This is a genomic window from Paenibacillus sp. J14 (assembly GCF_000518465.1).
Taxonomy (GTDB): domain Bacteria; phylum Bacillota; class Bacilli; order Paenibacillales; family Paenibacillaceae; genus Fontibacillus; species Fontibacillus barengoltzii.
This window is the reverse complement of the sequence record NZ_JADQ01000027.1, coordinates 1-12449: the sequence shown is the minus strand read 5'-3', so window position 1 is coordinate 12449 and position 12449 is coordinate 1. Positions and strand designations below refer to the sequence as shown.

The window sequence follows — 12449 nt, the reverse complement described above, 5'->3', positions numbered from 1 at the left end:
CGCAAAGCGGCAAACGAAGGACGAGACCTCTCGGGCATTATCGCGAAATGCTGGAGAAATACGTGTTCACGCAACGCAAGCTGCTAATTAAAATGGCTGCGCTGCTGTTGATCTCGATTGCTCTGCAGTTGATCAATCCGCAAGTCATTCGTTATTTTATCGATACCGCCCAAGGGGAAGGAAGCTTGAAGCCATTATATATCGCGGCGGGACTCTTCATCGGTTTCTCTCTGGTTCAGCAGCTCGTATCGGTGTGTGCGTCTTACTTCAGTGAGAACCTGGGCTGGACCACGACGAACAAGCTGCGGGCAGACCTCGTCAGACATTGTCTGTCGCTGGATATGTCGTTCCATAAATCGAACACCTCCGGCTCATTGATTGAACGGGTGGATGGGGACGTCAATGCGCTGGCCAACTTCTTCTCCAGCTTCCTGATCCACATGATCGGAAATTTACTGCTGATGACGGGCATCCTGTTGCTGTTGTTCCGTGAAAGCATCTGGATTGGTGCGGCCATGAGCTTGTTTGTCGTTGGCGCTATCTTCATGATTCGGAAAATTCGCGAATTTATGGTTCCGGTGTGGACCAAATGGCGCGCCCAAAATGCCGAGCTTTACGGCTTTATCGGCGAACAATTGGAAGGTACCGAGGATACCCGGGCGAATGGAGCTGCCGGTTACGTGCTGGAGCGCTTCTATGCGATGGCACGGCGGATGTTACCGGTACGCGTTCGCGCATCAGTGGGCTTCGGCATGATGTGGGGGACAACGATTCTCGTATTCGCCCTGGGTAATGCCGCTGCTTTTCTGGTTTGCGCCTGGTTATGGAGACGAGGGGAGCTGACGATCGGTTCAATTTACCTCGTGTTTTATTACACGGAACTGTTGGCTCAGCCAATCGAGAAGATCCGTACTCAGTTGGATGATCTGCAAAAAGCCGACGCCAGCCTGATCCGTGTCCGGGACCTGCTGAATACGAAATCACGGATTACTGACGGTCCAGGTGCACCGTTGCCGAAGGGGCCATTATCCGTAAAAATCGACCGGCTGACGTTCTCGTACGAGGAAGAGGGGGAGCCGACACTGCAGAACATAGATCTGATGCTGAAGCCGGGGGAAACGCTGGGCTTGCTGGGCCGCACCGGCAGCGGCAAATCGACATTGGCACGGCTATTACTGCGCTTCTACGATCCACAGCAAGGCAAGATCGAGCTGTCAGGCATCGATATCCGTGAGTGCAAGCTGCACGAGCTGCGGAGCAAGGTGGCGATGGTGACGCAAAATATCGAGATTATGGAAGGCACCGTCCGCGATAACTTGGCTTTGTTTGATGAAAGCATCCGAGATGAGGACATCATCGCCGTGTTAAATGAGCTGGGATTGCAGGAATGGTATGCGGCCTTGCCGGATGGGCTGGATACGGTGCTCTCCTCCGGAGGGGGCAGCCTGTCGGCAGGTGAAGCGCAGCTGCTGGCATTTGCCCGGGTATTCCTGACGAATCCAGGGTTGGTGATTCTGGACGAAGCCAGCTCGCGCCTCGACCCGCTGACCGAACAACGAATCGAGACCGCGATCAACCGGCTGTTGGAGTCGCGGACGTGCATGATGATCGCGCACCGTTTATCGACGGTACAACGCGCCGATCATATCCTTATTCTGGAGAACGGGCGAATCGTAGAATATGGACCACGCAAAGAGCTGGCGGCTGATCCGGGCTCTCGATTCAGTCGGATGTTGTCCGTTGGTCTGGAGGAGGTGTTGGCATGAGTACGCGGCATTTTTTCTGGAGATTGCTGCTGAATCGACCGGCGATTTATATCGCGAACCTGCTCTCTTGGACGATCATCCATATGATTCCGCTGCTTCCGGGACTGATTACGAAGGCGTTCTTCGATAACCTAGAAGGCAACGTCAACCTCCCGTTTGGAGTGGAGGGTCTAACGGCGTTGCTGATCGGTGTGGCGCTGGCGCGCATCGCGATGATCGCTGTGGGCTGCTTTACGGACGGCAGCTACCGATTCCGGATCAGCATGCTGCTGCGGCGGAATATGCTGGCCCATGTGCTTCGGGAGCCCGGCGCCAAAGCAATTCCTTGCGCCCCGGGGGAAGCGATCAGCAACTTCCGGGATGACGTGGATCAAGCGGAAGAAGCGATGAGCTGGTCGGTGGATATGTTTGGCCTGATGGGCTTTGTGATCATCTCCAGTTATATTTTGATTTCGATCGATGCGCAGCTGACGTTCTTCGTCTTCGTCCCGCTCATTCTGGTTGTGACCGCGGCGCAAATTGCGACAGCGCGCATTCAGAAGTACCGGGCTGCCAGCCGCACTGCCACGGCGAATGTGACCAGCTCTATCAGCGAGATGTTCGCCAACGTGCAGGCGATTCAAGTCGCGGGAGCGGAAGAGCGGATCGTCCGGCGGTTCGAACGGCTGAGCGATGAGCGGCGGAAGATGATGGTCAAGGATAAGCTGATTACTGAATCGCTGTCCTCTGTGTTTACGAACTCCGTTAACCTCGGCACCGGACTGATTCTGGTGTTGGCCGGCTACAAGATGCGGAGCGGTTCGTTTTCCGTCGGTGACTTGTCGCTGTTCATTTATTACTTAACCTTTGTCACGCAGTTGATTTCGAACGTTGGGAACTTTATGACGTTTTATAAGCAAATGGCGATCAGCTTCTCCCGCTTGAAGCACATGCTTCAAGGCGCCCCCGCCAAGCTGCTGACGGCTCCCGCATACATCGGGATCGGCAAGCGGAGAGCATCCGAAGCCGATCACGGGATGAAGAGCGCGGCAACGGCGTTAAGCGGCTCGGGGTTGGAGCCGTCTCTGTCGGAACTCGCATTAGTGCAGGGGGAACCACATCGGATGGCTGCCTATCTGCCGGTGGAGCCGCTGCAGCTGCTGGAGGCAAGGGGACTGACGTATCGCTATCCCGAGACCGGCCGGGGCATCGAGAACATCAGCCTGCGGCTGCCGCGCGGCTCGTTTACGGTCGTGACCGGCATGATCGGCTCCGGCAAAACGACGCTGCTGCGGGCATTGCTCGGCCTCCTGCCGGCGGAAGCCGGGGAGATCCGCTGGAACGGCCGCCTTGTCCGTACGCCGGCTGACTTTTTTGTTCCGCCGCAAAGTGCGTATACGGCGCAAATCCCGCGCCTGTACAGCGACAAGCTGCGGAACAACATCTTGCTCGGGCTGCCAGAGGACGAGAGCAGCCTGACGCAGGCGCTGCACGTCGCCGTGCTCGAAGACGACGTGGCACAGCTCGCCCACGGCCTCGACACGATGGTCGGGCCGCGCGGGGTCAAGCTCTCCGGCGGCCAGGTCCAGCGGACCGCGGCGGCCCGGATGCTCGTGCGCGAGGCACAGCTGTACGTGTTCGACGACTTGTCAAGCGCGCTCGACGTCGAGACCGAACGGAAGCTGTGGGAGCGGTTGTTCCAATCTCGAGGTGAGGCCACCTGCCTCGTGGTGTCTCATCGCAAGGCTGCGCTCTCGCACGCGGACCATATCATCGTGCTGAAGGACGGCACGATTGAAGCCGAAGGCACGGCGGAGCAACTGCTCGCCACCAGCGCCAGCTTCCGCCAGCTTTGGTACGGCGAGGAGCCGCAGGCTGACGGTGCATGAGACGTCCGAATCTAGCTCCAGGCGCTCATTGTTGGTCTGAAGGCCAGCTAGGGGTTATGATGACCCGGGTCAACCCCGGGTCATTTTCTAGTTGATCGCCCGGGTTAATCCGGGTGTGGGGCGATGGACCTATGTCAGCCCGCTATCAGTCCCTCATCACTGCCCGGAGCTTTAGCTGAAGGATAGCTTATGGTAGAATAGGGGAAATTATCCTGATTGAACGGGATACAGTTTGCAAAGAGAGTGGGGAGTATCCAATGGAGTTGACGCAGGAACCCGTCGTACGCATGCGGGACGTCACCAAGCGCATCGGCAGTAAGACACTGATCGACCGATTAACGCTGGACATTCCGAGAGGACAAGTGTACGGCTTCCTGGGACCTAACGGAGCCGGGAAGACGACGACGATCCGGATGATGGTTGGCCTGATGTCGATATCGGAAGGCGATATTCTGATCGAAGGAGCCAGCATCAAGGATCGTTTCGAAGAGGCGATTTCGCATGTCGGCGCCATCGTGGAGAACCCGGAGATGTACAAGTTTCTGACCGGGTACCAGAATTTGCTGCATTATGCTCGCATGTCTCCGGGAGTCACGAAAGAACGGATCTGGGAGGCGGTCGAGCGGGTTGGCATGCAGAACCGTATCCATGACAAGGTCAAGACGTACTCGCTGGGTATGCGCCAGCGGCTGGGCGTCGCGCAGGCCATCCTGCATCGGCCGAAGCTGCTGGTGCTGGACGAGCCCACCAACGGGCTCGACCCGCAGGGCATCCGCGAGCTCCGCGATTATCTGCGGGCGCTGGCGCGGGAGGAAGGAACGACCGTGTTTGTCTCCAGCCATTTGCTGTCGGAAATGGAGCTGATGTGCGACACGGTTGCGGTCATTCAGCAGGGACGACTGGTGGATGTCAAGTCCCTGCATCCGGAAGCTGCCGAAGGCCGGGCACTGGAAACGGCCTTCGACGTAAGCGATCCGCAGCGTGCGGCGGCGCTGATCGAAGGCGGACACCTCGAAGGCGGCCGACTGATCGTATCTGCCGACCGGAAAGCAGTGGCGGAGATCAACGCGAAGCTGGTCATGGCGGGCATTGACGTGTACGCGATCCAGGCGGTGACGCGTTCGCTGGAGGATCAATTCTTGGAGCTGACGGGAGGGAAGGACATTGAATAATTTTCTCGCGCTGGTCCAAAACGAAAATATGAAAATTTATCGGCGGGTTCGCACCTGGATCATGTTCGGGCTGCTTGTCTTACTGACGATCCTGTTTGGGGTGCTGTTCTCGCTGGACGGCGGAAGCCAGCGGATGAGCGCCTGGGATGCGTTGGACCAACTGAGCTTCCTGTATTATCTCGTCAGCATCTATGCGGCTGTGATTGCCGCTGATATCGTAGCCGGCGAGTTCACCTGGGGAACGATCAAGCTGCTGCTGATCCGACCATGGACGCGGACGAAAGTGCTGCTGTCCAAGCTGCTGGCTGTGCTGTTATTTACGTTGGCGATGAGCGCGGTATTTTTCGTCATCGCGCTGGCTGTTTCGTTCCTGATCTTTTCGAATGAGCCGTCGCAATATCTGGGGGACAGCCCCTTAAGCCGGATTCTGGAAAGCCTGCTGTACAGCTATGTTGATCTGCTGGTCATTGCAGCATTTTCGTTTATGCTGTCGACGGTTTTTCGCTCCAGCGGTATCGCGATCGGGCTGTCGATCTTCATCTTGTTTGCAGGCAACATCTTTACGTTGTTGTTCCATCCGTCGCGTTATGCTTGGGCCAAATACTTGCTGTTTACCAATATGGACTTAGGTCAATATCGCGGGGGGCAGGTCGGGCCGGCCGGAATGACGCTGGGCTTCTCTATTACGGTGCTGGCAGTTTACGTCCTGCTGTTCCTGGCGGTGGCTTGGCTTGTATTTAAAAAACGCGACGTAGCGGCGTAAGTTGCGTAAGCCGTATAAGCTGCATAGGTTGCACATGAAAGAAGCTCCTGCCTTTCTCATCGGCGGGAGCTTCTTTATCTATCACGGATTCACTTTTAACCTGCTTCAGGGCGTGCTTTCTTGACCTTGCCTTTGCCGCTAGAGGCCGTTGGGGCAGCAGCGGCGGCCACCCGTTCCATTTTGCTCGAACCGTTCAGCAGCCCGCCTTCGACGATGATCAGCTTGGCCACATCCACGTTGCCGTCGATTTGACCGCTGGCCGTAATCGTGAGTTTCCCGGTGGTGGTGATATCACCGACCACTTTGCCAGCGACGATGACATCGGCGCCTTTAATATTGGAGATAGCCTCGCCGGTTTCGCCAATGATGACCTGTCCCTTGCAATCAATTTCTCCGTGAATTTGACCCTCCACACGCAGATTGGACTTGCACTCCAGCTTGCCTTCCACCAAGCTGCCCTGACCGATCAGGGTATCGGTCAGACGAGGGGCTTTCTTGTCTTTGAACATAGCGCTTCATCAACTTCCTTTCCACATGCGGATTACTTCAAATAAGGCATCGGGTCAACGGCTTTGCCGCCCTTGACGATCTCAAAATGCAGATGGGGTCCGGTACTGCGTCCGGTGCTGCCCAAGTTGCCGATGCTGGCCCCCTTCTTCACCTCATCCCCTACGGAAACATCAATGTCGCTGAGATGCATGTACCAGGTTTGCAGGCCGCCCGGGTGCTCAATCACAATGTATTTGCCGTGGGACCCGTCCCGGTCGGCAGTGATGACCTTGCCAGCCGCAGCGGCATACACAGGGTCTCCGACTTTACCGGCAATGTCGATGCCCGCATGAAATGCGGCTCGGCCGGTAAAGGGATCGGTACGGTACCCGAAATTCGAGGTTAGCCGAGTGGACAGCGTGGGCCATTCCGACGGTGTGCCCGAGAGGGAGTATTGGGTCTGCTTCGCTTTTTTCAAGGTGAGCGGAACGTGCTTCTCCATCTCGTCCAGCATTTCGTTCATCGCGGCAAATTCGTCTCGCGTACTCGCTGCGAGTCTCTCAATCTCATTGTCATGCACAGCGATGAACTCACCGCCAACCCCGCTGTCCCCCAGAGCGTCCAGCGTCTCGTCCCAGGACAACGAAGACAGCTTGCCAAGATTCTTCGCATCCCCATCTCCGTATTTATCAATAAATTTCTGCAGCTCGGCTTCAAGCTCGGCTACCCGCTCCATCCGTTCCATCATTTCCTTGGACTGGCTTGATAAGGAGATCACTTCGTTCTGCAAGCGCTGAATCGCTTCATCCTTGTTGGTCACCACCGCTTCAAAGGCCAGGGTTTGCTGCTCAAGCTGATGTTCCAGGCGAGAAACGGTCTGTTCCGAGCGAACTTGCAGGCTGACGATCAGCCCGGAAATAGACAGCAGCGCCAGCAAAGGCACGGCAACGACAAGCGGCTTGGAGACTTGCATCTGTTTGACGGGCCGATTGGCATCCCGAAGGACAAGCAGCGTCATCCGGTTGGGATTCGGTACGCTTACGCTCCTCATGGCATCCCCTCCCTACGCTTCGTTGGTTCTATAACTTATCTATTCCTATGATTCTTAAATCATGTCAAAAAAACGGGTCCTGTCTAATATAAATACGGCGGAATCCGTTAAATTTCGAAATCTGACATGAATAAACCGCAGGCCGGATGGTTAATGATGATGGCAGGGGAGGGTGGAAGGCATGCTCTGGCTGATTGGCATTTTACTTCTTTTTATCGTACACGTTGCATTGATCCTGCTGCTGGAATTCCGCAATCCCGCCAAAGCGGTTGCCTGGATGTTTATCTTGTTTTTGTGCCCACCCTTAGGTCCCGTCCTCTACTATTTCATGGCCCGGGACTATCGGAAGCGCAAAAAACTGCTGCACCGGGGTCCCGTCCCATTCCTTAGCTTACGGATGCTGCTGCGCAATCACTTGGCAAGTCCGGTCCGCTTGCAGGAGATGAGCAACCCGGAAATGCATCATCAGGAGCGGCTGTATCAGCTGCTGACGCACCATGCGGCCAATCCGATCACTGGCCGAAATCAAACGCAAGTGTATTCCTCCGGGGAAAAAGCGTTTGGGGCCATGCTGGAGCGGATGGAGCAAGCACGAGATCATATTCATCTGGAATTTTATATTTTCCGCAGCGACATGATTGGCTCGGCCTTTGCCGAAGTGATGATCCGGAAAGCCCGGGAAGGGGTCAAGGTCCGGATGATCTGCGATGGGCTGGGAAGCTTTAAGCTGGAGCATGCATTTATTGAGCGGCTTCGGGCAGCCGGGGTGGAGGTTTTCTTCTTTCTGCCGGCACGAGTGGCTATGCTGAACCGCCGGGTCAATTATCGCAATCATCGGAAAATTCTTGTGGTGGATGGGAAGTTCGGATTCGTAGGCGGATTAAATGTGGGCGACGACTATCTCGGTCTTTATGAAAAAATGGGGTACTGGCGCGACACGCATCTGCAACTGAATGGAGATTCGGTTTATTATTTGCAGCTCACCTTCCTGGAGGATTGGCTGCTGGCATCGGGGCAGGATCTTGGAGACCCCGCTCTGTTTCCGCCCCATGAAGGGTCTGGTCAGGAGCAGGTGCAGATCTTGACCAGCGGACCCAATTTGCTGCGCAACCCGATTCATGAAATGTGCTTTAATTCGATTGCGGTGGCGAAGCGCCGGATCTGGATCGCTTCGCCCTATTTCATTCCCGACCCCAGCGTATATTCCGCCCTGAAAACGGCGGCATTAAGCGGAATCGAAGTGATCATCCTCATGCCTTACCATTCGGACAGTCGGTTGGTGAAGCTGGCTTCCTTGTCTTACGTGGAGGAGCTGCTCGAGGCCGGGGTCAAGTTCTTTCAGTATACGAAGGGCTTTATTCATGCCAAAGTGATGATCATCGACGATCTGCTCGCTTCGGTGGGAACCGCGAACATGGATATGCGCAGCTTTTTTTATAACTTCGAAATGACAGCGTTGTTGTTGGATCCGGAGACCATCGCTCGGCTCGAGAGCGACTTCAAGCAGGATCTGCTCGATTCGAGCCCAGTGGTGTTTGAGGAATTTACTCAGCGGCCGCAAGGGCAGAAAATGCTGGAGCTGCTGGCACGGCTGCTGTCGCCGTTGTTGTAGCGGTTAGCAGCGAGTGCGGCGAGAGCTTCCATCGCTAGGCCCGGACAGGAGATTTTAAATGCTGCAAAATCAGCTGAAGGGACTGGGGAGGGACGGTCTCAAGCAAATCTCCCCGCTCCTTCAGGCGTTGACCGATATTCAGCAGGTTAAAATCCGCAGGCCTCGGGTTCTTCCGTACCTCATCCCAGGTTAACGGAGTCGATACGCTGGCGGCTTCCCGGGCGCGAGGGGTATAGGGAGCTGCCAGCGTTTTGCCGGCGTAATGCTGCAAGTAGTCGAAGTAGATTTTGTCGCCGCGGTCTTTTTTGAGCCGTTCAATGGTAAATAGGTGAGGGTGCTTCTCGGTGACGTAGCGGGCGACAAAATGACCAACCATCCGCAGCTCGTCAAAGGTGATGCCGTATTCGATCGGTACAATGATCTGCACGCCGGTGGCGCCGGACGTCTTCGGCACCGATTGCAAGCCCAGCGACGTCAAAATATCTCCAACCAAAGCCGCGGCCTCCATAATCCGCGGTTCGTCCTCCAGCGTGGGGTCCAGGTCGATCATCCATTCGCATGGCAGTTCCTCCCCGACATAATGCAGAGACGGATGAAATTCGATGCAAGCCAAGTTGCCCAGCCACAGCAGCACCGGCAGCCGGTCAAGCACGACATAATTGATGTTCTCATGAATGGCCGTTCGAACGAAGGGCGGGAGCGGTTCGGGGGCATTTTTCTGGTAAAAAAACTTGCCGTGAATGCCGCCGGGATAACGAATCGTCGTCAGCAGACGGTTGCGGCAATATTTCAGCAGGTAAGGCGACAGCTCGGCCAGCTTCTCCAAGTACATTTGCTTGGTGATGCCGGCTTCAGGCCACAATAGCTTGTCCGGGTTAGAGATGGGAATCTCTTCGCCTTCGACGGTAATCGTTCCTTTGATCGTTCGGGGCATAACGGTTCCTCCTTGCTGGAATCGATGAAAGATGTTCGCCTGCTTCGGGTTGTTGATTCTAGGCTTGCCTGAGGGCGAGGAAACTATGAGCGAACGAACCTCCGGAATGGTTCAAGCGAGGCAGGGGCAAATTAGGGAGCAAGCGGCAGTTCGGGTTTGGAGAAGGTAAGAACCAGAATAGGCACATTGGAGCGGGGAGGTGAAGAAGCGGCATGGAATGGAAACCGATCATCCCATTTGAACCGATTCGCAGCGAGTCGATCCCACAAGGCGAAGAATGGGTGGCCCAGGTCAAATGGGACGGAGTGCGGATGTTAACCTATAATGACGGCCGCGAGGTCAAACTGATCAACCGCAAGGGCAATGATCGAAGTATGCAGTATCCGGAGTTTCTGGATACTGGGGAATTCTGCCGGGCGCATTCGGTCATTCTTGACGGCGAGATGATCGCTCTCTCCGGCGGCAAGCCGTCGTTTCACGAGATCATGCGGCGGGACAGCTTGCGGCGAGAGCAGGAGATTCGCTTTGCCGCTCAGCGGATTCCGGCGATCTATATGATCTTCGACATCTTGCATTATGACGGCAAGTGGGTGAATGGAGAGCCATTAACGCATCGCCAACAGCTGTTGCAAGAGCTGGTCATCCCTTCCGAGCGGGTGCAGATCGTCCCCAATGTGGCGGACGGGGAGCTGCTGTACGACTTGATGAAGCAACGGGGGTGGGAAGGTATTGTCTCCAAGCGGCTCGACAGCACCTATGCGTTTGGCGGCAAGGATGCTCGTTGGGTCAAGAAAAAGCTGGCCCGCGACCTGTATGCCGCCATTGGCGGAGTGACCTACCGGGACGGCGGGGTGAACGCCATCTTGTTGGGCTTGTACGACCCAGAGGGACGGTTCATCTACATCGGCCATGCCGGCAGCGGCAAATGGAAGGGAGCGGACTGGCGAGATCTGACTGAGAACGTAAAGCCGCTCATCATCCCGGATCGCCCGTTTGCCAACGTCCCTGAACGCATGAAAGGGGCCGTCTGGATTCAGCCGGCCTTAACGGTTAAGGTGCAGTTCCTGGAGTGGACGCCCGGCGGTACGATGCGCCACCCGATTATCCAAGGATGGGCGAATGTCCCGCCTGAGGCTTGTCATATGGAGCAAAGCATGTAAACGGCTGACGGTTCGACCAACAAGCGGTGACGATGACGCCTTTGCTCTATTTTGCCTCCGGCTTGGTGGTGGTGCGGCGCTTGGGCTTCGGCTTCACGGCAACGGTTGGCGTTACGGTCTCATTGTCTGCACCAGCTTTTTTGGCCTTCCCTGCAGCGGGAGCGGCTTCGTCCTCGGCCTTGGCTTTCTTGGCGGCGGTCTTCCGCGTCCGTTTGGCTGGAGCCGCAGCGGCGGGACCCGGATCGGTCGCCACCGGCGGCTTGACTGCCTCGATGCTCGCCTGCAGCGCCGCCATGAGGTCGATGACGTTGGTCTCCGGCTTGGCCGGAGCCAGGCTGATTTCCTCGCCGGCGACTTTTTGCTCAATCATTTGTAGTAACCCTTCGCGGTAGTCGTCGGTGTATTTCTCCGGCTCGAATGGGGTGGACAGCTGTTCGATCAGCATTTTCGCCATCGTCAGCTCTTTGTCGTTCACTTGAACGTTCTCCGGCAAGTTAGGCACTTGGGAGATCGGGCGGATCTCATCTGGATAGAAGATCGTTTCGATCGCTAAACACCCTTCCATCACGCGGATGGCAGCTAAGCTGCTTTTGGAGCGGATGGCGATTTTGGCAATCCCGATTTTCCCCGTATCCCGCATCGCTTCAAGCAGCAGTTGATACGCATTCCCTCCGGCTTGATCCGGCGCCAAGTAATACGTCTTCTGAAAATAAATCGGATCGATTTCCTTCAAATCCACGAAATCGATGATCTTGATCGTTTTTTCGGCGTTGGCAGACAACTGCTCCAATTCTTCTTTTTCAAATAGAACGTACTTGCCCTTCTCGTATTCATAACCGCGCGAAATATCTTCCCAATTCACGTCAACGTCACACGCCGGACAACGCCGTACATACGAAATCGGGCTGCCGCACACTTTATGGATGTATTTCATGGAGATGTCCTTGTCTTCGGTGGCCGAAAACATTTTGACCGGTACATGGACCAGCCCGAAGCTGATCGCTCCTTTCCAGACGGTATGCATCGTGTAAACCCCTTTCTTTGTGCATCCTTCAAAATCGTCGCAGGCAAATTTGCTATTAATCCGTAGTATGGTTTGAAATCTATTTTCTATTTACGTGAGGGGAGTGAATCTTCGTTCCGGTGTTCTGCGGTTGCGGGGGGTGCAGTGGACCGATATAATGAGGACAGGCCTAGCAAGGATTTGAGGCAGCACGAAATGTTGCTGTAACGGATATTGTGGACGTGGTGATGTGGGCAGGTTGCTGGAGCAGATACCATGACTTTCTAGCTAAGATGAACGTAAAACAAAGACAGCCCTCCAAATTGCTACATCTCGTAGGTTAAAATGGATAGTGATTAACCCAAACCATTTCAGAGCTACATAGCAAAGGAGAGCTGATACTATGCAGTCTACCACAAAATTCGTCGGTTTAGATGTATCCAAAGAAAAAATTTCGGTTGCAATTGCAGATGTGAGCGGGGAAGCTCCACGCTATTACGGGAGCATTCCCCACACACCGGCAGCGTTACGCAAGCTTATCAAAGAGCTGGGAGCGGCCGAAACGCTATCGTTTTGCTACGAGGCAGGACCCACAGGTTACGAAACCTATCGCTGGATCACCTCCATGGGG

10 protein-coding genes and 1 pseudogene are annotated in these 12449 nt (G+C 55.5%); 7 read left to right on the top strand and 4 right to left on the bottom strand.

Annotated elements, in window-relative coordinates:
* Positions 1–47 precede the first annotated feature (47 nt).
* From M891_RS0112010 to M891_RS0111995, 4 genes are all read left to right on the top strand, one after another.
* Positions 48–1766 (top strand): ABC transporter ATP-binding protein, encoded by a 1719-nt coding sequence (locus tag M891_RS0112010; RefSeq protein WP_036700288.1) that lies wholly within the window; start codon positions 48–50, stop codon positions 1764–1766.
* On the top strand, positions 1763–3634 hold the full coding sequence (locus tag M891_RS0112005; RefSeq protein ID WP_028539011.1) for an ABC transporter ATP-binding protein: 1872 nt from the start codon (positions 1763–1765) through the stop codon (positions 3632–3634). The genes M891_RS0112010 and M891_RS0112005 overlap by 4 nt, the downstream gene beginning before the upstream one ends.
* A 257-nt stretch (positions 3635–3891) precedes the next feature.
* Complete coding sequence (locus M891_RS0112000; protein WP_036700256.1) at positions 3892–4806, top strand: ABC transporter ATP-binding protein; 915 nt, start codon at positions 3892–3894, stop codon at positions 4804–4806.
* A complete protein-coding gene (locus tag M891_RS0111995; protein WP_016313198.1) occupies positions 4799–5569 on the top strand; it encodes an ABC transporter permease in 771 nt (256 codons plus the stop codon). The genes M891_RS0112000 and M891_RS0111995 overlap by 8 nt, the downstream gene beginning before the upstream one ends.
* A 95-nt stretch (positions 5570–5664) precedes the next feature.
* On the opposite strand, the gene M891_RS0111990 is transcribed toward M891_RS0111995, so the two are convergent.
* Both M891_RS0111990 and M891_RS0111985 read right to left on the bottom strand, forming a co-directional pair.
* Positions 5665–6078 (bottom strand): bactofilin family protein, encoded by a 414-nt coding sequence (locus M891_RS0111990; RefSeq protein ID WP_016313197.1) that lies wholly within the window; start codon positions 6076–6078, stop codon positions 5665–5667.
* A 32-nt stretch (positions 6079–6110) separates the two neighbouring features.
* Entirely contained in the window at positions 6111–7109 is a 999-nt protein-coding gene (locus tag M891_RS0111985; protein WP_016313196.1) for a M23 family metallopeptidase, read from the bottom strand.
* Positions 7110–7290: 181 nt separating this feature from the next.
* Here M891_RS0111985 and cls point away from each other — a divergent pair, with 181 nt between their 5' ends.
* Positions 7291–8721 (top strand): cardiolipin synthase, encoded by a 1431-nt coding sequence (gene cls, locus M891_RS0111980; protein ID WP_028539009.1) that lies wholly within the window; start codon positions 7291–7293, stop codon positions 8719–8721.
* A 34-nt stretch (positions 8722–8755) separates the two neighbouring features.
* Here the strand turns inward: cls and ligD are convergent, their stop codons facing one another.
* Positions 8756–9655, bottom strand: a complete 900-nt coding sequence (gene ligD, locus M891_RS0111975) for a non-homologous end-joining DNA ligase (RefSeq protein WP_028539008.1) — start codon at positions 9653–9655, stop codon at positions 8756–8758.
* A 212-nt stretch (positions 9656–9867) separates the two neighbouring features.
* On the opposite strand from ligD, the gene M891_RS0111970 reads away from it, so the two are divergent.
* A complete protein-coding gene (locus M891_RS0111970) occupies positions 9868–10815 on the top strand; it encodes an ATP-dependent DNA ligase (RefSeq protein WP_028539007.1) in 948 nt (315 codons plus the stop codon).
* A 46-nt stretch (positions 10816–10861) separates the two neighbouring features.
* Here M891_RS0111970 and ku read toward each other — a convergent pair whose 3' ends face one another.
* Positions 10862–11839, bottom strand: coding sequence for a non-homologous end joining protein Ku (ku, locus tag M891_RS0111965; RefSeq protein ID WP_028539006.1), 978 nt, complete (start codon positions 11837–11839; stop codon positions 10862–10864).
* A 382-nt stretch (positions 11840–12221) separates the two neighbouring features.
* Between ku and M891_RS23810 the strand changes: the two are divergent.
* Positions 12222–12449: pseudogene (locus M891_RS23810) on the top strand (IS110 family transposase); the annotation flags it as partial.

Excerpts from the sequence above, each read along its gene's own strand:
- M891_RS0112000 (WP_036700256.1), top strand. The coding sequence starts at position 3,892 with ATGGAGTTGACGCAGGAACCCGTCGTACGCATGCGGGACGTCACCAAG.
- M891_RS0111970 (WP_028539007.1), top strand. The coding sequence starts at position 9,868 with ATGGAATGGAAACCGATCATCCCATTTGAACCGATTCGCAGCGAGTCG.
- M891_RS0112010 (WP_036700288.1), top strand. The coding sequence starts at position 48 with ATGCTGGAGAAATACGTGTTCACGCAACGCAAGCTGCTAATTAAAATG.
- ligD (WP_028539008.1), bottom strand. The coding sequence starts at position 9,655 with ATGCCCCGAACGATCAAAGGAACGATTACCGTCGAAGGCGAAGAGATT.
- M891_RS0111990 (WP_016313197.1), bottom strand. The coding sequence starts at position 6,078 with ATGTTCAAAGACAAGAAAGCCCCTCGTCTGACCGATACCCTGATCGGT.
- M891_RS0112005 (WP_028539011.1), top strand. The coding sequence starts at position 1,763 with ATGAGTACGCGGCATTTTTTCTGGAGATTGCTGCTGAATCGACCGGCG.
- ku (WP_028539006.1), bottom strand. The coding sequence starts at position 11,839 with ATGCATACCGTCTGGAAAGGAGCGATCAGCTTCGGGCTGGTCCATGTA.
- cls (WP_028539009.1), top strand. The coding sequence starts at position 7,291 with ATGCTCTGGCTGATTGGCATTTTACTTCTTTTTATCGTACACGTTGCA.
- M891_RS0111985 (WP_016313196.1), bottom strand. The coding sequence starts at position 7,109 with ATGAGGAGCGTAAGCGTACCGAATCCCAACCGGATGACGCTGCTTGTC.